This window comes from Candidatus Sulfotelmatobacter sp. (genome assembly GCA_036500765.1).
Taxonomy (GTDB): Bacteria; Acidobacteriota; Terriglobia; order Terriglobales; family Acidobacteriaceae; genus Sulfotelmatobacter.
This window is the reverse complement of record DASYBM010000015.1, coordinates 181,488-202,893: the sequence shown is the minus strand read 5'-3', so window position 1 is coordinate 202,893 and position 21,406 is coordinate 181,488. Positions and strand designations below refer to the sequence as shown.

Here is a 21,406-nt window from a genome sequence, read left to right as displayed (position 1 = left end):
CCGGGCGCAGAGGATTTTAGTTATCAGAGCATCTTGCGCACTGAAGAAACAATTATCAGGTCCTTGGCGCCTTCTGCCTTTTTTGCTTTTGGCTAGGAGCCAGGAGCTAGAAGCTATGCGAGGCGAATGCTTGGCGAAAATCCCGTTTCGTTCTAGAATGTCCTGATGCAGTTCCTTCCTGAATCCCTGGCTTGGGCTCACCCGCTGGTGGCGGAGTGGTTTGTGGGGAAGTTTGGGACTCCTACGGAGCCGCAGGAGCAGGGGTGGCCGCACATTCTCGCGGGGCGGACCACGCTGATTTCGGCACCGACCGGGTCCGGAAAAACTCTCGCTGCATTCTTAGCGTGTATTGACCGGTTGGTGCGCAAGGCGCTCGCGGGCGAGTTGTCCGATCGCACCGAAGTGCTTTACGTTTCGCCGCTCAAGGCGTTGGGCAACGACATCCAAAAAAATCTGGAGATACCACTCGGGGAGATTCTCGCGCTGGCGGGCGAGCGTGGGCTGCTGATGCCGGAGATTCGCACGGCGGTGCGCACTGGTGACACCCTGCAACCGGAGCGGCGCGCGATGCTGAAACGGCCTCCGCACATTCTGGTGACCACGCCGGAGTCCCTCTACATTTTGCTGACTGCGGATAAGAGCCGTGCGATCCTGCGCGATGTGGAGACGGTGATCGTCGACGAGATTCATGCCGTGGCCGATGACAAGCGCGGGGCGCATCTGGCACTGTCGCTGGAACGACTGGAGGCGCTGACGCATCGGCCTCCGGTGCGGATTGGGCTTTCCGCGACGCAGAAGCCGATTGAGGAAGTGGCGCATTTCTTGATGGGGAGTTCTGAACTTGGGACGACACGGCCCGATCCCGTGATTGTTGATATCGGGCATAAGCGGAAGCTCGATCTCGGGATCGAAGTGCCGCCCATGCCGCTGGGTCCGGTGGCGTCGAATGAGATGTGGGACACGATTTACGACCGGCTGGTCGAGTTGGTGAACCAACACCGATCAACGCTGGTGTTTGTCAATACGCGCCGGATGGCGGAGCGCATGTGTCACGAGTTGGGCGCGCGCATGGGCGAAGAGAATGTCGCGGCGCATCACGGCAGTTTGTCGCGCAAGCTGCGGCTGGCGGCGGAGAAGAAGTTGAAAGAAGGTCAAGTGCGAGTGCTGGTTGCGACCGCGTCGCTCGAACTTGGGATCGATGTGGGGACGGTCGATCTGGCGGTGCAGATTAATTCTCCGCGGGCGATCGCCGTTGCTCTTCAGCGCGTGGGGCGGTCGGGACACTGGCGGGGAGCGGTGCCGAAGGGGCGGTTCTTTTGCACGACTCGCGATGATTTGATGGAGTGCGCGGCGCTGGTGCGCGCGATCAAGCAGGGGGATCTGGATCGACTGATGATTCCAGAGGCGCCGCTGGATGTGCTGGCGCAGCAGATTGTGGCGGCTTGTGCGGCGGCGGGGCAAAACTCGACAACTGCGCCTCAACTCCAGCTTCGCGGCCAGGATGGCCCCGCGACAGCCGGCGGGGACGCCGGCGCTACAAAGAGTGGCGCTGCCGACGACGCTACGAGAAGCGACGCCGGTGATGACGGATGGGACGAAGAGGAACTCTTCGATCTTGTGAGGCGCGCTTATCCCTATCGTGCTCTGAAGCGCGCGACGTTCGATTCGATTCTGGAAATGTTGTCGGAGGGGATTGCGGCGCGGCGCGGGCGCTATGGGGCGTATCTGCATCGCGATCGGGTGAATGGGAAGTTGCGGGCACGCCGAGGGGCGCGGCTGGCGGCAATCACCAGCGGCGGAGCGATTCCGGACAATTCTCTCTACACGGTGGTTGCTGAGCCCGACGGCGTGGTCGTCGGCACCGTCGACGAGGATTTTGCGGTCGAGAGCAATCGCGGTGACATCATGCTGCTGGGAAACACGTCGTGGATGATTCATCGCATCGAGACCAATGCCGGACGCATGCTGGTGCAGGATGCGCACGGCGCGCCGCCCAACGTTCCGTTCTGGCGCGGGGAAGCTCCGGCACGGACTCAGGAATTGTCGGCGCATGTGGGCGAGCTGCGAGAAAAGATCAGCGAAATGCTGCCGCATACTTCTTCCGTCGGATTTTCGGCGACGCAGCCGGAAGTGGCCGCTGCGGTTTCATGGCTGAAGGATCAGTGCGGCCTGGATGATTCCGGCGCGGAGCAGATGATCGAATATGTGCTGCAAGGTCGGGCGGTGCTGGGAGCGGTGCCGACTCAGACGACGGTGATCGCGGAGCGGTTTTTTGATGAGGCCGGCGGGATGCAGTTGGTGATTCACGCACCGTTTGGAGGGCGGATTAACAAGGCCTGGGGACTTTCGCTGCGCAAGCGATTCTGCGTGGGGTTCAATTTCGAGTTGCAGGCGGCGGCGACCGACAACGGATTGAACATTGCGCTGGCCGAGCAGCACAGTTTTCCGCTGGGCGACGTTTTTCAATTCTTGCAAGCGGATACGGTGCAGCCGATTCTGGAGCAGGCGGCGCTTGATTCTCCCATCTTTGCTACCCGCTGGCGCTGGGATGCGAACCGGGCGCTGGCGTTGCTGCGTTTTCAAAACGGCAAGAAAGTTCCGCCGCAGATTCAGCGAATGCGGTCGGACGATCTGCTGGCGTCGGTGTTTCCTGACGCGGCGGCCTGTTTCGAGAACATCGAGGGTGAAAGAAAGATTCCGGACCATCCGCTGGTGGGCGAGGTGATGAAAGATGTGCTCACCGAGGCGATGGATGTGGAAGGACTGAAGTCACTGTTGCGGGGCATGGCTTCGGGTGCGATTCGCGTGATTGCGGTCGATACGCCGGTGCCGTCGCAGTTTTCGCATGAGATTCTGAATGCGAATCCGTATGCGTATCTGGATGACGCGCCGCTGGAAGAGCGGCGGGCGCGTGCAGTGAATATGCGGCGGGTGCTGCCGGAATCGGTGCTGGAAGAGGTGGGCGGGCTCGATCCGGGGGCGATTGCGCAGGTGCGGCAGGAGGCTTGGCCGGATGTGCGGGATGCGGATGAGTTGCATGACGTGCTGCATACACTGGTGGTGCTGCCGGAGGAGTTGGAACTCATGTGGGGACAGCCGCCCCTTCGACAAGCTCAGGGCAGGCTCTCGGCTGTCCGGTCGAGCGAAGCTCGACCTATCCTTGCCGCAGGAGTGTCCGAAGCTTTCGGCCAAGACAGTTCAGCTTCGCTGAACCGGACAGCCGAGGGCGGCTGTCCCCACATGATTTCTGCCGAATGGCATGGGTACTTCGAGAGACTGGTGAACGAAGGGCGCGCTGGAGTGACTTCGTTCGAGGGCCGGCGGTACTGGGTTGCGGCCGAACGGGCTCGCAGCTTCGCGGCTTTGTTTCCTTCAGGGGAATTTGAACAGACTCTGGCTGACGTGGAGACTGGAGACATCTCGCGCGATGACGCTTTGCTTTCGCTGGTTACCGGGTGGATGTCGCATGTGGGGCCAGTGACTGCTTCTGGACTTGGGGAAATGGTGGGGATAGCGGCTTCTGATATTGAGAAGGCTTTGCTGCGCATGGAAGCTGCCGGGACTGTACTGCGGGGAAGCTTTAGTGGCGCTGCCTCGCGGGCAGGAGTGCCCGCGCCACAGGAGACGGCGCAAGAAGAGATCGAGCTTCGGTCGATCGGGCGAACGGGGGCGTCCGCTCCTCCACGAGCCGGCGAGACGGAGTGGTGTGAGCGGCGGTTGCTGGCGCGAATTCATCGGCTGACCGTGGGGATGCTGCGGAAGCAGATTGAGCCCATCACGGCGGCTGGGTTTATGCGGTGGCTGTTGCGCTGGCAGCACCTGGCTCCGGGGTCGGAGGTTTTGGGCGAGCGTGGGACGCTGGAAGTGTTACAGCAGTTGCAGGGATTTGAGATTCCGGCCAATGCGTGGGAGCGCCAGGTGCTGGCGCGAAGAGTTGCCGACTACGATCCGAAGTGGCTGGATCAGCTTTGCCTGACCGGGGCGGTGGGATGGGGGAGATTGTCGCCGCATCCGGCGACGATCGATGCCAGAGTAAAGCCTACCGTGAGCGAAGATGCGCCGCAGGCGCGACAGCGCCGGGTGGTTCCGACAAGTGTGGCGCCGATCACATTTTTTGTGCGTGAGCAGGCGGACTGGATGATTCCGCGGCACGCAGCTGGCGAGGAGGCTGAGACGCGCGGGTTAAGCCATATCGCACAACTGGTGTTGGAGTTTCTGCGGCAGCGCGGAGCGTCGTTCTTTGCCGATATGGTGCGCGGCACAGGGAAGCTGAAAGCGGAGATTGAAACTGGCCTTTGGGAACTGGTGGCGGCGGGTTTGGTGACGGCAGATGGATTCGACAATCTGCGGGCGCTGATCGATCCCAAGCGGCGGGCGGGACAGGGAAGCGGGAAGAGCACGCGTCCGCGGCACAGCGCGGGGCGATGGGCGCTCCTGCATGCGGACGTGGCTGCGGAAAGAGCCCGCGCAGTAGAGGCGGCCTGCTGGATGCTGCTACGGCGCTATGGCATCGTGATTCGCGATCTGCTGGCGCGGGAGTCGAATTTACCGCCGTGGCGCGAGTTGCTGATGGCCTTCCGGCGGCTCGAAGATCGGGGAGAGATTCGGGGCGGGCGCTTTGTCGATGGATTTCTCGGCGAACAATTCGCGCTGCCGGTCGCAGTGGAGTCGGTGCGGGCCATGCGCGGCCTGCCGCTCAGTGGCGACACGATCACGTTGTCGGCGGCCGATCCGCTCAATTTGGTTGGGATTCTGGTGCCGGGGGAGAGAGTGCCGGCGATTTCCGGCAGGACCGTGAGCTATCGCGATGGGATTGCAGTTGTGGCGGAGCAGGCGATCGCGCCAGAGGCTGCGGCGAGTTAGGGTAGTTCGCAGGTGTGAAGCGACCTCAGCGCCTAAAGGCGCGACTGTCGTGAATGGCGTACGCGACTTTCGTGACTTTTACCCCCGAAATCACTCGTCGTCTTAACTTGCTGACAACCCGAGTATTTACGGGAGTTTTCCATGTACCAGTTATACCAACGTTTGTCATCAACGTTCCTCGTCCACGTGCTTCCGTGTTTCAACTGTCGTCGCCAGGTTTTTCCTTCGCGCAGAATGGCCAACGCCGCTACAGGGCTTCGATTTCCCGAAGATAATTCAATTTTGGGTGCCGAGGTAGGTGGGAAACTTACGGGGGCTTAAATCGCCTTAAAACGGCATTTTTATTCCCGGGGGTAACCTTTGTCACGAAACCCCGGCTTTCTAGGGGTTTTGCCCCGGTGGGTACTGAGGATCGGCAACACCTCCAAAAAGAAGTTGCCCCAAAGACAGTCTTTTGGGGCAGAGCTTTGCAAGTTCCTTTTGGTTTACCTGTTGGAGGGCTCCTGAGCAGCCCTTTCTGCAATGATCGAAGCGTCCCGTATGTCATGCAGCCTTTCAAGCAGCTGCGATGCGGTTGGGACTTCCTCTTTGGCACGAACCTTAGCAACAATGTGTTGATTCAAGAGTTGCTGAATCAACATCATCTCTAGTTCATTGAGTTCAACAGTCATAGCAAATCCCTTTGGGAAGCGTACTCGCTAATTACTGCGGGTGCAATTGGCGTAATCCAACGGGGCATTTGTGCCCCAGGCTTGTCCGTTGGCAAATTCCCACGGTCCCCCAAGTATGCTTACCCCCGGCGTAAACGTCTCCCAATATCCGTAAATGGTGCGGTCGGATACTGTGCGGCCGGTGTAATCATTGTCCGGCGGGGTCGTTGATGGGGTACACCAATTGCGAACCGGATATGCACAGTACAACGCGCCCCCAACGGGAGTACAACTTCCTCTGGGACCACCGGTTGCTTGTACTCGCGTATAAGCAATCTCAAATAGGATTATGTTACCACCACCTCCCCCGCTATACACATTACCCATTTGCGAGCAATCAACTTCACCGGTACCTGCCGACGTACAAGTGGGGTCATTTGGGTCACCGTAAATCAAATCACAACCCCCAGCGATATCAAAATAGGAAGCACTGATAACATCAGCGGGGGCCCCTGCTGCAGAACTATGCCCTCCGCTAAAGTACCCACCCGGGAAACTGGTGGTTGCAGTGATGGTGTGATAAGCGCCAGGGGGACAGCCCCCTGGAGGGCAAATATAGTTCCCGCTCGCTATTGTCGTTGCTTGTAGAGCGGTCAACAAAAAATGGTAGGGTGTAGTGTTGTTCAAAGCAAAGAACGTATCTCCAGTCAACCCCCCCAATCCGGTGAAAGTCCCGGTTAAGTTTACCCATGTCGGTGATTGAGCAAACAGATTCAGGTAGTACACATTTCCATTTGGTCCTGGCGTGGCGGACAGAAGAAACAAATAGCCATCTCCAGTAGCCTTGACCGCGGATGCCGTTGGTGCGCCAGTGAACAACGAAAATGCACCCGTACTCAGGTTAATGTTGTAAAGGGAGTGCGTGTTAAAACCTAAACCAAACGCAACAGACACACCAAACACCGACACCTGCGACCATTGCCCACTGGACAAAGAACTCCAAGTTGGGGTTGGGTCGGTCGGGTTTGTGCTGTAAACAAGTACTCCCGCCGAAGTGATGGCAGTTAGCACATTGTTAGGACTGATTGAAAGGCTAGAAGAGGCGCACTGGTGGATCGAGGCCCAACCACTATTCCACCGATACATACCATATGAACCCGGACAGTTGGAGTTAGCCCGAAGTGCATATACTTCTGCCTGCGTGTGGAAAGCGATCTGTTGGTTACCCGTTCCATAAACGGATTGGGAAGTCCATAGCGGTCCCCCACTTACTGCAAAGGGTAGTTGATAAACACTTCCGGTCGAGGTCACGCCAACCGTATACCCATCCAAACCCGAGGTTACTTGAGTAAGAGAAATTGTACCTCCGGTGTCTTTGTTGTTGTTAAGTAAAAAGCAATTATGTGTGACACAATTGCCGAGGTTATTGATTACGGTGTACGCTGTTGTGGTGGTGTAGTTGTCACCTATCAGTTGTGGGGGCGGTGCTTGACCTAAGCACAAGGCGGACAGGAATAGAAACACAATTAGCAATCTTTTCGTTTTGTGGAACTCCTTTTTTAATGATTTTTAGGGGAAGTCCTTTTCGGCTGTTCGTGCAGGACGTAACGCTAGAACCGAACAGTGCTTCGAAACTTTGCGAGGCTAATCGGCCACTTGTAGCCTGGTCCCCACTTCGCGATGCCCAGCGCCTGGACGGCGCAGTCATCGGAGCTAGCACCAGACAGTGGCCTTGCGGCGCTTCTTTGATCCGGGCGCGGCTAGAAGCCGCGCCCTTTCAAAGCAATCCCAATCCCCGATCCTAATTTCGATTCAATTCAACAATTCAATTTCAAAAAGAAAAAAGTCAGGAGTTCGATGAGGGGGTCTCCCGAACTCCTGACTAGCGATCCTCGGCTAGAACTGATCGAAAGCGCTTCCCCCGTCGCTTTTGCCGAGCACCCGCATAACACTGGACTGCACGCCGACTTCCAAGGGCAGCCGAACCGCGTTCTGCAGCCCGGCGTGTGCGGTGTAACGTTATTTTTTCCTGCAAGTTAGAACTTACTCAGATTAGTGGTGCGAGGATTACTCGCCGCCCACTAATGGCATCGAAAGCTATCCGATCGGATAGCCGAACTAGCCGTTCGGATATCGGAAAAGGGTCGCGAAGAGCATGCATTTCTGGCCAAGCTGTGATAAGAAGTTCTGCATGGAATGGGAGACCCCTGATTGCGCCCTAGACTCCTGGTGATAGCCGGCCCTGCAAAAGATTTAACCATTCCGTTGCCCGACGGAGAAGCCACGGTGGGGCGCGATGCGACGAACGCAGTGTCGGTGCCCGATACATCGGTGTCGCGACGACACTGCCTGCTGCGTCGCGCCGAAGACGACCGTTTCCAGATCAAGGATTTGGACAGCCGCAACGGAACGCTGGTCAACGGACTGGCGGTAAAAGAACAGTGGCTGCGCCACGGGGATGAGGTGGCGACCGGCGACTCCGTGTTCCTGTTTCTGGTGGACGATGAGGACCAGGCGCTTCCGGCGAGCCGCATCGAGTTTGATGACAGCCATCCGACGGCTGAGACCAAGCTGATTCATCCCAGGGAAGTGGTTTATCTACAGCCGGACCGCTTGTTGCGGGAGTTGCCGGCAACATCGCAGGTGGCGCGTAATTTGAGCGGCTTGCTCAAGATCAGCCGGGTGGTCCATGCCATCCGGGATCTAGAGGAACTGCAAGCGCAGTTGCTGGATTTGATTTTTGAACTGGTGCCGGCTTCCCGCGGCGCGATTCTGCTGGCCGAGGGGGGCGGCCAGGAATTCAACTCGCAGTATGCGCGGACACGGCAGGTGAGGCAACCGCAACTGGTGCGGGTGAGCCGAACGATAGCGCGCCAGGTAATGCAGGAAAATGTTGCGATCCTGGGAGTCGACGTTCCTTCCACTGGCGCGCTGCGCGCGGTAGAAAGCCTGGTGGCCGCGGAGGTGCGGTCGCTGCTGTGCGTACCGCTGACCGTGTTTCAGCGCGTGATTGGCTGTATCTACCTTGACAGCACCGACATAGCGAACCGGTTCAACGAAGATCATTTACAACTCATGGCTGCGATTGCCGCGATTTCAGCGGTGGCGCTGGACAATGCGCGGCGCCAGCAATGGCTGGAACAGGAAAATCAGCGGCTTACCACTGAAATCAGGCAGGAACAGAGCCTGGTGGGTGAAGGCGCGCGAATGAAAGAGATTTTTCAGTTTGTGGCGCGGGTCGCGCCCAGCGAATCGACCGTGCTGATTGAGGGCGAGAGCGGCACGGGCAAGGAACTGGCAGCGCGCGCGTTGCATCGCAACAGCCCCAGGGCGAACAAGCAATTCGTGGCCATCAATTGCGCAGCGATTCCCGAGACCCTTCTGGAGAGCGACCTGTTCGGGCATGAGCGCGGCGCGTTCACCGGCGCTTCCTCGCTGAAGCGGGGACGGTTGGAGATCGCCGACGGCGGCATTGTGTTTCTCGATGAGATTGGAGAACTGGCTTCAGCGCTTCAGGTGAAGTTGTTACGCGTGTTGCAGGAGCGGGAATTTGAACGCGTGGGGGGAACGCATCCCATTAAGGTCGACATCCGATTAATCGCGGCCACGAATTGCAATTTGGACGAAGCCGTGAAGAGTGGCCGGTTTCGCCAGGATCTTTATTACCGGCTGGCCGTGGTCCGGCTGACGATGCCGCCGCTGCGCGAACGGCGGGAAGACATTCCGATGCTGACCCGCCACTTCGTACAGAAATATGCGAAGCGCAGCAAGGTAAAACCGAAGCCGGTGTCGCGCGAAGCTATGGCGGCGCTGGTGAACTATGAGTGGCCTGGGAACGTGCGCGAACTGGAGAATGCGATTGAGCGTGCGCTGGTGATGGGATCGTCCGCTGCCGTGCTGCTGGAGGATTTGCCGGAATCCCTGTTGGAGCAGGAATCGGCGGCGGAGATGCATGAAGGCAAATACCATGCCAGCGTAAAGGAATTAAAAAAGCAATTGATCCTAGATGCGGTCGAACAGACGCGGGGGAATTATGTGGAGGCGGCGGCGATCCTGGGAGTGCATGCAAATTATCTGCACCGGTTGATTCGGAATTTGGGACTGAAAGAAGCGTTGCTGGATGTGTTGCGAGGACGGAAGTTCTCAGCGTAGTAGAAGATAATATTCTTCGATGAAATTTGTCGTGCGGTTCAAGGCAGAGCCAATTCGAATAATGGCGCCGGGTCGAGATAGATGCCTTGCCAGCGCACGGCGACGTGGAGATGCGGGCCGGTGGCGCGGCCGGTGCCGCCGCTGAGTCCAATAGTCTGGCCGCGTTTTACCGCGTCTCCTTCCTTCACTTTAAATTCCGAAAGATGAAAATAGAGCGTCAGCAGACCCTGGCCGTGGTCGATGACAACGCAGTTGCCTTCGAAGTACAAGAAGCGCGCCAGCAGGACCGTGCCGTCGTTCATGGCGGCGACTGGGGTTCCGGTGGGGACGCGAAAATCGAGTCCCCAATGCGGGCGTTGCGCTTTGCCGTTAAAAATCCTCTGGGAGCCGTAGACGTCGGAGATGGCGGCGTTGGCGGGTGCGGTAAATTTTCCTTCCCACTCGCGAGTTGGGGTTACACGGCCCAGGTACTCCTCTTTGATCTTCACGCCCTCGGCGATCTGCTGTTCCTGCTCGGGAGAAGGCTCGGTGAATTTTTTCTCGACCGTGAGCTCGACTTTGATTTGAGGATATTTGGCGCGGGCGACGGTGAACCTGCGCGTGAAAGTCACTGGCGTCTTCGTCGCGGAGCGTTCGCCGGACAATTCCAGCGCGTATTTGCCGGGTTCGGTTTCAAAGGGGACACCGGCGAGCACGAACCAAGTTTTGGTGGAAGGTTGGTAGCTGAAGGCGAGTTGGTGAGCGCGCCAGGTGCCGGTGAGGGATTCGAGTTTGACGGGCGGCTTGACCTGGAACAGGACCGGGGCGCCGTTGACGAGACGCGTGGGAAGAGCGTGGACGGTCCAGTCGGCGGCTGAGGCGGGGAGTGTGACGGCGGTTATCGATACGACGAAGCTCACTACGAGGGCGAAGCTTCCACGGGAGCGCCGGGCTTCGCCCTGGCGGGACGGCCAAGAGCCTGCCCCTTCGTCAGGCTCAGGGCAAGCTCTGAGCTTGTCGAAGGGCGGCCATCGCCACAGGAGTCTTTTTCTTCCACAGCTTTTTACTCTTTGATCCGAGAAGCTCACTTTATCAGCGTAGCACTTTGTGGAATTGGGGCGATAAAATCCCCGGCATGCGCATCCGGGATCTTAATGGGTTGACGGCTTGGTTGCTGTGTGGCGTGGTTCTGACACGGATGGGTGTATCGCAGTTAGGGATCAGGAGATCGACGAGATCTGGCTGGCGGTGGCGGATGGGGCTCCGATTGAGATCCAACCCTAATTCACAAGCGCTAAATTTTCTTTTAGCTATATATACTAAACCAATCGACATTATAGTATAGTACTCCTACTGAAAATTGTCGTTGTCCCTCCAGCAGAAAAGGCCGCCGGACTCTTCGTCCGCGGCCTTTTCTTCGCTTCTCGAATTTACTTCTTGCGGCCAGGTTTGATTCCGAAGATTGTCAGTCTGGCATAGCTGGCAACGAACACTTCGCCGTTCGCAACGACGGGCACCAGGTTGGAGTTGCCGTTGAGGTTCGGCCAGGCGCCGGCTTTACTGCTGAAGATTTGCTTCATGGAGCTTCCGACCGGCACTTGCGGATTGAAGGCGTACAGGTAGATAGGATTTCCCGTACCCGAGGGCCGCGACACCGCCCAAATGATGGGATTGGCTGTTCCGCTGGAAGAGATGCTGGTGAAGAAGCCGGGATCTTGCGCGTTGGCGACCGTCGGAGACGTGGAAGCCAGGAACAGCGCGGGGCTGGGCGAGGTTCGGATCTTGTACGCCTGCACGTTATAACCCCCACTGGTGACCACGCGGCCGACTCCGTCGGGAGCGACAAAGTACGATTGTCCACACCAGCAGCCGCCCACGTTATAGCTTCCGAGCACGTTGTTCTTGGTCGTCGAGTATCCGCCCAGGTGATCTTCGTTCATCAGAAAAAGCGTTCCGGCTTTGCCGGCGGCGACTGCCAGATGTGGGGTAGAACCGGGCTGGTCGGGCAGGACGAGCGCTCCCCCAGAGCCGAAGTCCTCGTCGACCTGATCGAGCGAGCCCTGGTTCTTTGGCGTGAATAGATCGAGAACAGTACCGAGATTGGGTGAAACTTTGACGACGCTCTCCTGAATGTTACTCACACCGTCGTAGCTATTGCCGGAATAATCGGAGTTCCCCGTTACGAAGACAATGTTGCCGGAGTCGTCGGCCGCGAGTCCATAGCCGGACATCCAGATGGAAGAGAGAAAGAAATTGTTGCTGGACGACGCCTGCGTGTCGAGAAGCTGGTTGCCTGGAAGCGGCGTGAGCGATCCGGTGGACCAACCCAGCAGCCAGCCGCGGGATAGATTGGCGGAGTAATCGCAAAAGCTGCCGAAACCGGCGTAGACGCTGCCATTTGCCAGCAGCAAGCCGGGACGCTGGCGCTGGTAAGTGGCGTTGAAGCTGAACGTAGTGCCGTCGTTCAAAGTGTGCGAGGCCGTCACCACTTGCGGAGCGACTTTGTCGGTGAGGCTGCCGAGATCGAGAGCGTGAAGGCGATACGCCGGACCGGTCGAGTCTTGTGTGTAAATCATTACATAGAGAGTATTGCTGGTGAGATCAATGACTGGAGTGGAGTTGATGCCGACATGCGGGCCGTTGTTGTTGCAGCCCAACGGCCAGGTAACCGGCGTGCCAAAGTTCGGGTGCAGCAGCACGGTGCCGGCTTCGGCGTCGATGGCGTAAATACTGTTGCCCTGGGTGGCGACATAGACCACATCATGCACGCCCTGGTGGCCTCCCGCGCTAATGGTCACGCCGGGAACAAATAGCGGTTGACTGTCGACCTGATCGTCGAGCGCAACGGATTTCAACAAACCGAACGAAGAACTCCCAACGTTCGACGGAGTGAGCACAGTCTCGTGAGAGTTCCAGCCGGTGCGGTTGTTATCGACGTGGTAGGTCGTAATCGCAGTCTGACCGGCGGCCAGAGACAATAGGGAGAGGACGAAGGTGCAAATTGCGAGCGCAGCGCGGGTACACAGTTGACGAAATGGCATGAGGTTCCTTTGGAACGTTTTTTTTCGGCGGCTGGTCGGCGGTCTGATCGGGGGGAATCAGCGAGAAAGCTGCACGAGCTTACGACAGACTCGTGCGGGATGTAAACCGGAAAATCGATTTAGAGAAATCTTTACACATGGATTTTCAAAGGCTTGGCATTCGCGGCGGGAAAGATCATGCAGCATGCAAGTTCCTGCAATGTTGCTTGCAAGATCTTGCACAGGTCCAGGGCGGCGACTCGAAAATGCGGCTCGCACTGGGTAGAAACGGCGTTTCATCTTGACTTCCAGCAGGGGTTCGCTCAGACTTTCGCGGCGCAGGAGAAGTGATGAAATATTTATTTGTGTTGCTGCTGCTCTCGGCCAATGTGTTTGCCGTCGAGAATCGGATTGAGATCATCATCATTACGCCTCCTGAGGTGCTGCTCGCCCCGGGACACAACCAGCAGATGCACGCCTATGGCTATTACTCGGACGGAAGTGTCGTCGATTTGACCGGCACGGTAGCATGGTCGAGCATTGAGTCCTCGGTCGCGACGGTCACGAAGACCGGATTGGTGACGATGAAGAGCGCCGGGACGGCTCTCATCAAGGCGACGTATCAGGGCTATAAAGGCTATGGAACGGTGTGGAACAAGTTCACACCCTTCATCAAAGTCCGCCCCAGCACCGCATCGGCGGGCAGGATTGAACACATCGTTTTTATTGTCAAGGAGAACCGGAGCTTCGACTCATATTTTGGAACCTATCCGGGAGCCAATGGCGCCACGACGGCCACGCTTAGTACAGGGCAAGTCGTCGCTCTCGGTCACCTTCCCGATCCGCCGAAGCACGATATGGGACATGAGTGGACCGACAGTCATGACGACGTCGATGGCGGGCGCATGGACCGCTTCGACTTGGGGCTGACTTGCTCGGTCGACGGCGACATGCAATGCCTGAAGCAGTTGTATCAATCGGACATTCCGAATTATTGGGCGTACGCACAAAACTATGCGTTAGCGGATGAGGCATTCAGCAGCGTGGCCTCGGGATCGTATCCGGCTCACTTGGCGATGGTGTCGGGAGGCGAGCAGAACGTGTTGGATAATCCGCGCAGTTCGGAGCCGGCGCAGTGGGGATGCGACGGAGTCGCGGGAACGAACGTGCCGTATTTCACGGCGACCGAGACGGTGTCGAGCGAGTTTCCGTGTTTTAGCGCGACTACGATTGCCGACCTGGCGGACTCGGCGGGAGTGTCGTGGATGGCGTACACCATCATCGATAACGGCAGCGGTTATATCTACAACCCGTTTCGTAGCTTCAGCAATATTTTTTATGGTCCGGATTGGACGACGAAAGTTGTCGACCAGTCGCAATTCATCACCGACGCGCTGGCGGGGAATCTGCCGGCTCTGAGTTTCGTGACACCGCCCAGTATTGATACGGATCATCCGCCGGACAGCGCCTGTGTGGGCGAGAACTGGTCGGTGTCGATGATCAACGCCGTGATGCAGGGGCCGATCACGCAGTGGCGAAATACGGTAATCGTTCTGACCTGGGATGATTTTGGTGGACTGTACGACCACGTTGCGCCACCCTATCGCGATCAGTATGGTCTCGGTATTCGAGTGCCGATGATCATCCTGAGCCCCTTTGCGGTGCAAGGCGTGTATCACACTCAAGTCGAGTTTGCGAGCGTGCTGCGGTTTATGGAAGAGACATTCGGGTTGCCGAGCTTACGCGGAGCCGATATGTTCGCCAACGACATGCAAGATGCATTCAATTATTCGCAGTCGCCGCTGCCGCCGCTCGTGCTGTCGCAGCGCACATGTCCGGTGTCGAAGGACGCGCCGGTTTATGACCCGGACGATCTGGAGGATTAGGGACCAAAGTCGTTTCTTCACTCGGCAGGCTAGGAGGCTTTATGAGAAATTTGCTGGCTTCCCTGTTGCTATCCAGTGCGCTGTTCGGCGGAGTGTCGGCGGCACAGTTGATCGTGGTTACGCCACCGCAGGCGCAAATGAAAAAAGGGCAGACGCTTCAGATGCACGCCTACAAGTATTTGCAGGCGTCCAACGCAGCTGACGTGACGAAGACCTCAGTGTGGACCAGCATCGAACCGACAATTGCCACGGTATCGAAAACAGGGCTGGTAACGATGCTTGGCACCGGGTCGGCTCTAATTGTCGCCACTTACAACAAGTCTCCCGGCTATGGCACGGTGTGGAGCCAGTTCACGCCTTTCATCAGCGTGCCACCGAGCACGGCGTCGTTTGGAAACATTCAGCATGTAGTTTTCATCGTCAAAGAGAACCGCAGCTTCGACCAATACTTTGGAACCTTTCCGGGAGCAAACGGCGCCACGACAGCTACGCTCTCAACAGGACAAGTCAAAACGCTGGGCCATACACCCGACAAGCCGAAGCATGATATGGGCCACGAATGGACCGACAGTCACAGCAACATCGATGCCGGCCGCATGGACCGCTGGGACCTGGAGTATATGTGTTCGGTGAACGGCGACAATTTGTGCCTGAGCCAGTTGTATCAAGCGGACATTCCGAATTACTGGGCGTACGCGCAGAACTACGCATTGGCGGATGAGACGTTCAGCAGTGTCGAGTCGGGATCGTATCCGGCGCACCTGCAATTGGTCTCCGGAAGTTCGCAGACCACGATCGACAATCCTCGGAGTTCGATTCAGGAGCAATGGGGATGCGATGCGGTCGCTGGCACGAACGTCCCCGCCATGAGTTCGACTTATGTCGTGTCGCCGGTATTTCCGTGCTTTAGCGCGACGACGTTGGGCAATTTGGCGGACACGGCGGGAGTTTCGTGGAAAGCCTACACGTCGGTGAACGGCGAGAGCGGCTACGTTTATAACCCGTACCGCAGCTTCAGCGCGATCTATAACACGGCCGACTGGACGACCAAGGTCGTGACCGAATCGAATTTCATTACCGATGCACTGGCAGGAAATTTGCCGGCGCTCAGTTGGGTCACGCCGCCGAGTATCGACACCGACCATCCGCCCGACAGCGCATGCGTGGGAGAAAACTGGACCGTGCAGCAGATCAACGCGGTGATGCAAGGCCCGCAATCCCAGTGGCAGAACACGGTGATCTTTCTCACATGGGATGACTTTGGCGGATTCTACGATCACGTCCCACCCCCATTTCGCGATCAGTACGGGATGGGCATTCGAGTGCCGTTCATCATCATCAGCCCATGGGCGATTCAAGGCGTGTATCACACGCAGGTCGAGTTTGCCAGCGTGCTGCGATTCATGGAAGAAACATTTGCGCTGCCGAACCTGGGCGGAGCGGACACGATTGCCAACGATTTGCAGGATGCGTTCAACTATTCGCAGACGCCTCTGCCGCAGACGGTGCTTTCGCAGCGAATCTGTCCGGTGTCGAATGACGATCCGGTGTTCGATCCGGATGATCTGGACGATTGAAATTCGGCGGTACGGCCTGATTTGCGGGAGAGGAATTTGGTGGACCTGGTCGGGATCGAACCGACGACCTCTTCCATGCCATGGAAGCGCGCTCCCAGCTGCGCCACAGGCCCACTGTTTGGGGATAGTGCTGCGAATCGTCCGTTGCGGACGAGCCTTAAGTATTCTCGCTGACAGCGCGCGGATAGTCAACGCGGGTTGTGAGGAGTTTGGCGTACGCGCGATGGCGGATTAGGGCGAGATCCTTCGCTTCGCCTGAAAAACGGCTCCGCTCAGGATGACACTGCTTTATTTGATTGGACGGCTCTATAAGAGCGCAAACTGCCATCACCAAATTCTTCCGTTTCTTTCCACAGCTCACTTCTGGCATAATTGATCGTGCACCCCACCTGCACCATTTTTCAAAGACAATTTAAAGCGAGGAAGAGATGCCAGCGAAGTACATCTTTGTGACGGGCGGAGTTGTGTCTTCACTCGGCAAGGGATTGGCCGCGGCGTCCATCGGCTGCCTGCTGGAGAGCCGGGGAATGAAAGTCAACATCATGAAGTTCGATCCGTATCTGAACGTCGATCCGGGGACGATGTCGCCGTTTCAGCACGGCGAAGTTTTCGTGACCGACGACGGAGCGGAAACCGATCTCGACCTCGGCCACTACGAACGCTTCACCCACGCCAAACTTTCTCGCGACAATAACTGGACCACCGGACGCCTCTACGAGCAGATCATCGCCAAGGAGCGGCGCGGGGATTATCTTGGCAAGACGGTGCAGGTGATTCCCCACGTTACCAACGAGATTAAAGCCGCGATGAAGAAGGTCGCGCAGGATGTGGATATCGCGATCGTCGAGATTGGCGGAACCGTCGGCGACATCGAGTCGCTGCCGTTCATGGAAGCCATTCGCCAGATGCGGCAGGAACTGGGGCGCGAGCATACATTGTTTGTGCACGTTACGCTGGTGCCATTTATTGCCGCGGCGCAGGAGTTGAAGACCAAGCCGACGCAGCACTCTGTGAAAGAGTTGCTCAGTATTGGAATTCAGCCGGATATTTTGCTCTGCCGCACCGATCGCTTTCTGGCGAAGGATATCAAGTCGAAGATTGCGCTGTTCTGCAATGTCGCGGATGAAGCGGTGATCACCGCGAAAGACGTGGCTTCCGTCTACGAAGTGCCGCTGGTATTCGCTAATGAAGGTGTCGATAGCCTAGTGCTGAAATGTCTGCATATGGAAGCGAAGGATCGAGACCTGTCGAGGTGGGAGGACATTGTCCATCGCGTCTACAACCCGAAAGATACGGTGACGATCGGGATTGTCGGCAAGTATGTGGAGTATGAAGATTCCTACAAATCGCTGAAGGAGGCTCTTGTGCACGGGGCGTTGGCCCATAACCTGAAGCTCCAGATCAACTGGATTGAGGCCGAAGGACTGGAGAGCGCCGAGGGAGACAAGAGCTACGAAGCGCAGCTCGAGGGCTACGACGGAATCCTAGTGCCCGGAGGATTTGGCAAGCGCGGTATCGAAGGGATGCTGCTCGCGATCCGCTATGCGCGCGAAAAGAATGTTCCGTACTTCGGAATTTGTCTGGGGATGCAGACGGCTTGCATCGAATTTGCCCGGAATGTCGTGGGCCTGGCGGAGGCGAATTCAAGCGAGTTCGATCCGGCGACGCCGCATCGCGTCATCTACAAGTTGCGCGAGTTGCGCGGCGTGGAAGAACTCGGCGGGACGATGCGACTGGGGGCATGGCCGTGCAAAATTGAGCCCGGCACTCTAGCGCAGAAGATTTATGGGAAGTTGGAGATCAGCGAGCGGCACCGGCATCGCTATGAGTTCAATCGCGAGTATGAAGAGCCCATGACGGCCGCGGGCATGCGCATCTCCGGATCGACGCCGGACGGGACTTACGTCGAGATGGTGGAGTTGCCCGACCATCCGCATTTTATCGGGTGCCAGTTTCATCCGGAGTTTAAGTCGAAGCCGCTAGAACCGCATCCGCTGTTCAGTTCGTTTGTGGGCGCGGCGTATGAGTATGGCATGAAACGGCGCGCCGAAAAAGAAACGGCGGCAGTGGAAATGTTCCACCGGCCGGAGAAAGTAGCGCATCGGTAGGAATAATCATCACGGAGGCACGGAGACACAGAGAAACTCAATCTTGTTTTCTCCGTGGCTCTGTGACTCCGTGATGAAATGATTTTAGGGGTGAGACCGCGTTTGATTACAGCATTCCAAGTCGGCGACATTCACATTGGGTCCGGCGATCTATTTCTGATCGCGGGGCCGTGCGTGATCGAGAGCGAAGAGCACGCAATGCGGATGGCGGAGATCATCAAGGGCGTAACCAAGGCTCTGGCGTTTCCCTTCATCTTTAAGGCGAGTTACGACAAAGCGAACCGCACTTCGATGCGCAGTTTTCGTGGACCGGGAATCAAGGAAGGGTTGCGCATCCTGAAGAAGATCAAGAATGAACTGCAACTGCCGGTTCTGATCGATGTGCACGAGACGGCGGACGTGGGCAAGGTCGCCGAGGTCGCAGACGTGTTGCAGATTCCGGCGTTCCTGAGCCGGCAGACCGATCTGGTGGTGGCGGCGGCGCTCAGCGGTCGCGCGGTGAACATCAAGAAAGGACAATTCGTTGCGCCCTGGGATATGCGCCACGCGGTTGAGAAGTGCCGCGATGCGGGCAACACGCAAGTCTTTCTGAGCGAGCGCGGAGCCAGTTTTGGCTACAACAATCTGGTGGTCGATATGCGGTCGCTGGCCATCATGCGCAAGTTTGCGCCGGTGGTATTCGATGCGACGCATTCGGTTCAGTTGCCCTCGTCGCAGTCGGACGGAAATGGTCCCGCGGTGAGCGGAGGACAGCCGGAGTTTATCCCTGTATTGTCGCGCGCGGCGGTGGCGGCGGGCGTGGACGGAGTGTTCATGGAAGTTCACGACAATCCGAAGGAAGCGAAGTCGGATGGGGCGAATGCGCTGGAGTCGACGAAACTTCGCGGCGTGTTGAAAGAATTGCTGGCGGTGAAGAGGGCGTTGGATGCGGCGCACGCGACGCCGTAGAGTGACGCGCCGCGGAAGGGGAAAAAACAATTTAGCCCAGCGCTTCAGCGCTGGGTATTGTGCAAAGAAATAATAAGTCCCGGAGGGACGGCATAATCAGCCGAGCACATAAGCTGGATCGTAATCTACTCCGTACTTCTTCAAGAACTCCATAAACTCCTCTTCAAAGCTCTTCTTTTCGTGATGTGCGCGCTGGTTCCGGATATAGGCTGCGACATCTTCGGTTTGGGACGCGCTGACGCTGAATGCTCCATATCCCTCCTGCCAGGAAAAACGTTCGGTTGCAGTTTCGTTGATCCATTTTGACGAACTGCCCTTGAGATGCTGCACGGCCTTGGCTAACGGTATGCTCGGCGGCAAGACGAGGAGGGCGTGTACATGATCGCGCACGCCACCGATGATTATTGCTTCGAAGCCCTGATTGTGGGCGATACCTGCCATGTAGGCCCAGAGCTTGGGTTGAAATTCATCAGATAGGGCTTTCTTGCGTTCCTTCGTGCTGAAGATTACGTGGACGCGATTGCTGGAGTAGGTATGCGACATTGCGTCGTCCCTCCGGGACTTAATTCCAAGCCTTGCCCGGCTCACCCAGCGCTTGAAGCGCTGGGCTAAATTGTGTTCGGCCCTCCGGGCCTCTTGTTGAGCGAGCACAGGATATGAAGATTGACGGTAGTGTGGCTGTGATGGATGTCACCCAGCGCTTACCTTCGTCTGTGGATAACTGTCTTGTGTGTTAGATTTTAAACTTCTTCCATGAAACATGTTGCCAATTGGGCGTTGAACATTGCGGCGCTGCGTGGAGCTAGCTACGCTGATGTACGCGTAGTCGCGCAGCGGAGCCGTGCTCTGACGACGAAAAACGGGAAGGTGGGCAGCGCGTCAGACGCGGAGTCGGTCGGGATGAGTGTACGCGTGATCGCAGACGGGGCTTGGGGATTTGCGTCATCTTCGGAGTTAGGGCGCGGCGCAGTCGAGGCCACCGCCGCACTGGCAGTTGAGATCGCGCGCGCTTCGTCGCGAGTGAAGCGAGAAGATGTGCGACTCGCGCCCGAAAAAGCTGCTGTCGCCGAGTGGAGCACGCCTTACAAAATCGATCCCTTCAGCGTTTCAGTGGAACAGAATATTGAATTGTTACTGAAGATCGACGCGGAGTTGCGTTCCGTTTCCGGTATTACTCTTGCCGAAACGAATCTGAACTTCAACCGCGAAGAGCAGTGGTTTGTGTCGTCGGAGGGCGCGGACATTCATCAGACCAAACTCTCGACGGGCGCGGGATATGCGGCGTATGCCTTTGCCGGGAACGAGATTCAGAAACGATCTTATCCGAATTCGTATGGCGGGCAGTGGCAGAACAAAGGCTATGAGCTGATTGAAGAATTAAAGTTGGTGGAGAATGCCCGGCGTATTGCGGATGAGGCGGTCGCGCTTCATCAGGCGGATCAATGTCCGGAAGGGAAGTTCGACATTATTCTCGACAGCTCGCAGCTAGGGTTGCAGATTCATGAATCGGTCGGGCATCCGATTGAACTGGACCGCGTGCTGGGAATGGAAGCGAATTTTGCCGGCACTTCGTTCTTAAGCATCGACAAGTTGAGAAAATTGCGCTACGGGAGTGAGATGGTGAATGTGGTGGCCGATGCGCGGCAGGAGCATGGCCCGGGGCTGGGGACGTTCGGTTTCGACGACGAAGGCGTGGCGGCGCAGTGTACGCCGATCATCACGAACGGGCTGTTTACGGGATATCTCAGTTCGCGCGAAACGGCGCATACCATTGGCGAGAGCCGGTCGGGCGGAACGTTACGCGCGGAAGGATGGAACCGGCTGCCGATGATTCGCATGACGAACATTAGTCTGCTGCCGGGGGAAAAACCTTTGAGTCTCGAGCAATTGATCGCGTCGGCCGATCACGGAATTCTCATGCAGACCAATCGCTCGTGGTCGATTGACGACAAGCGGTATAACTTTCAGTTCGGTTGCGAGATCGGATGGGAGATCAAGAACGGCAAACGCGCGCGCATGGTGAAGAATCCCTCGTATTCGGGAATCACGACGGAATTCTGGAATTCACTGGATGCGATTTGCTCGCGCGACGAATGGACGTTATGGGGAACTCCGAATTGCGGGAAGGGCCAGCCGCAGCAAGTGATGGGCACGGGACACGGCGCGGCGCCGTCGCGCTTTCACGGGATCAAGGTGGGGACTGCGTTTAAGAGTTAGTTCACC

General features: G+C 57.4%; 11 protein-coding genes and 1 tRNA gene. 7 read left to right on the top strand and 5 right to left on the bottom strand.

Annotated elements, in window-relative coordinates:
- The first annotated feature begins 165 nt into the window (after positions 1 to 165).
- The gene (locus tag VGM18_16775; GenBank protein ID HEY3974660.1) at positions 166 to 4,863 is read left to right on the top strand and encodes a DEAD/DEAH box helicase; all 4,698 of its coding nucleotides are present in this window, start codon (positions 166 to 168) and stop codon (positions 4,861 to 4,863) included.
- A 485-nt stretch (positions 4,864 to 5,348) separates the two neighbouring features.
- Here the strand turns inward: VGM18_16775 and VGM18_16770 are convergent, their stop codons facing one another.
- Complete coding sequence (locus tag VGM18_16770) at positions 5,349 to 5,534, bottom strand: hypothetical protein (GenBank protein ID HEY3974659.1); 186 nt, start codon at positions 5,532 to 5,534, stop codon at positions 5,349 to 5,351.
- A gap of 2,190 nt (positions 5,535 to 7,724) precedes the next feature.
- Between VGM18_16770 and VGM18_16765 the strand changes: the two genes are divergently transcribed.
- Entirely contained in the window at positions 7,725 to 9,665 is a 1,941-nt protein-coding gene (locus tag VGM18_16765) for a sigma 54-interacting transcriptional regulator (protein HEY3974658.1), read from the top strand.
- Between the two features lie 38 nt (positions 9,666 to 9,703).
- Here VGM18_16765 and VGM18_16760 read toward each other — a convergent pair whose 3' ends face one another.
- Both VGM18_16760 and VGM18_16755 read right to left on the bottom strand, forming a co-directional pair.
- Entirely contained in the window at positions 9,704 to 10,564 is an 861-nt protein-coding gene (locus VGM18_16760; protein ID HEY3974657.1) for a M23 family metallopeptidase, read from the bottom strand.
- A gap of 510 nt (positions 10,565 to 11,074) precedes the next feature.
- Positions 11,075 to 12,685, bottom strand: a complete 1,611-nt coding sequence (locus VGM18_16755; protein ID HEY3974656.1) for a hypothetical protein — start codon at positions 12,683 to 12,685, stop codon at positions 11,075 to 11,077.
- Positions 12,686 to 13,014: 329 nt separating this feature from the next.
- Between VGM18_16755 and VGM18_16750 the strand changes: the two genes are divergently transcribed.
- Positions 13,015 to 14,550 (top strand): alkaline phosphatase family protein, encoded by a 1,536-nt coding sequence (locus VGM18_16750; GenBank protein HEY3974655.1) that lies wholly within the window; start codon positions 13,015 to 13,017, stop codon positions 14,548 to 14,550.
- A gap of 41 nt (positions 14,551 to 14,591) precedes the next feature.
- On the top strand, positions 14,592 to 16,127 hold the full coding sequence (locus VGM18_16745; GenBank protein HEY3974654.1) for an alkaline phosphatase family protein: 1,536 nt from the start codon (positions 14,592 to 14,594) through the stop codon (positions 16,125 to 16,127).
- A 37-nt stretch (positions 16,128 to 16,164) separates the two neighbouring features.
- Here VGM18_16745 and VGM18_16740 read toward each other — a convergent pair.
- Positions 16,165 to 16,240, bottom strand: a tRNA-Ala gene (locus VGM18_16740).
- Between the two features lie 315 nt (positions 16,241 to 16,555).
- Here VGM18_16740 and VGM18_16735 point away from each other — a divergent pair.
- Together VGM18_16735 and kdsA are read left to right on the top strand one after the other, a co-directional pair.
- A complete protein-coding gene (locus VGM18_16735; GenBank protein HEY3974653.1) occupies positions 16,556 to 18,235 on the top strand; it encodes a CTP synthase in 1,680 nt (559 codons plus the stop codon).
- A 102-nt stretch (positions 18,236 to 18,337) separates the two neighbouring features.
- Positions 18,338 to 19,183 carry a 3-deoxy-8-phosphooctulonate synthase gene (kdsA, locus tag VGM18_16730; protein HEY3974652.1) on the top strand — a complete coding sequence of 282 codons (846 nt, stop codon included), beginning with the start codon at positions 18,338 to 18,340 and terminating at the stop codon, positions 19,181 to 19,183.
- A 96-nt stretch (positions 19,184 to 19,279) separates the two neighbouring features.
- Here kdsA and tnpA read toward each other — a convergent pair whose 3' ends face one another.
- A complete protein-coding gene (tnpA, locus tag VGM18_16725; GenBank protein HEY3974651.1) occupies positions 19,280 to 19,834 on the bottom strand; it encodes an IS200/IS605 family transposase in 555 nt (184 codons plus the stop codon).
- A gap of 102 nt (positions 19,835 to 19,936) precedes the next feature.
- Between tnpA and VGM18_16720 the strand changes: the two genes are divergently transcribed.
- The gene (locus VGM18_16720; GenBank protein HEY3974650.1) at positions 19,937 to 21,400 is read left to right on the top strand and encodes a TldD/PmbA family protein; all 1,464 of its coding nucleotides are present in this window, start codon (positions 19,937 to 19,939) and stop codon (positions 21,398 to 21,400) included.
- Positions 21,401 to 21,406 lie beyond the last annotated feature (6 nt).

What these genes read in the sequence shown, in the direction of transcription:
- VGM18_16775 (HEY3974660.1), top strand. Translation starts at nt 166, where the DNA reads ATGCAGTTCCTTCCTGAATCCCTGGCTTGGGCTCACCCGCTGGTGGCG.
- VGM18_16770 (HEY3974659.1), bottom strand. Translation starts at nt 5,534, where the DNA reads ATGACTGTTGAACTCAATGAACTAGAGATGATGTTGATTCAGCAACTC.
- VGM18_16755 (HEY3974656.1), bottom strand. Translation starts at nt 12,685, where the DNA reads ATGCCATTTCGTCAACTGTGTACCCGCGCTGCGCTCGCAATTTGCACC.
- VGM18_16750 (HEY3974655.1), top strand. Translation starts at nt 13,015, where the DNA reads ATGAAATATTTATTTGTGTTGCTGCTGCTCTCGGCCAATGTGTTTGCC.
- VGM18_16745 (HEY3974654.1), top strand. Translation starts at nt 14,592, where the DNA reads ATGAGAAATTTGCTGGCTTCCCTGTTGCTATCCAGTGCGCTGTTCGGC.
- VGM18_16735 (HEY3974653.1), top strand. Translation starts at nt 16,556, where the DNA reads ATGCCAGCGAAGTACATCTTTGTGACGGGCGGAGTTGTGTCTTCACTC.
- VGM18_16720 (HEY3974650.1), top strand. Translation starts at nt 19,937, where the DNA reads ATGAAACATGTTGCCAATTGGGCGTTGAACATTGCGGCGCTGCGTGGA.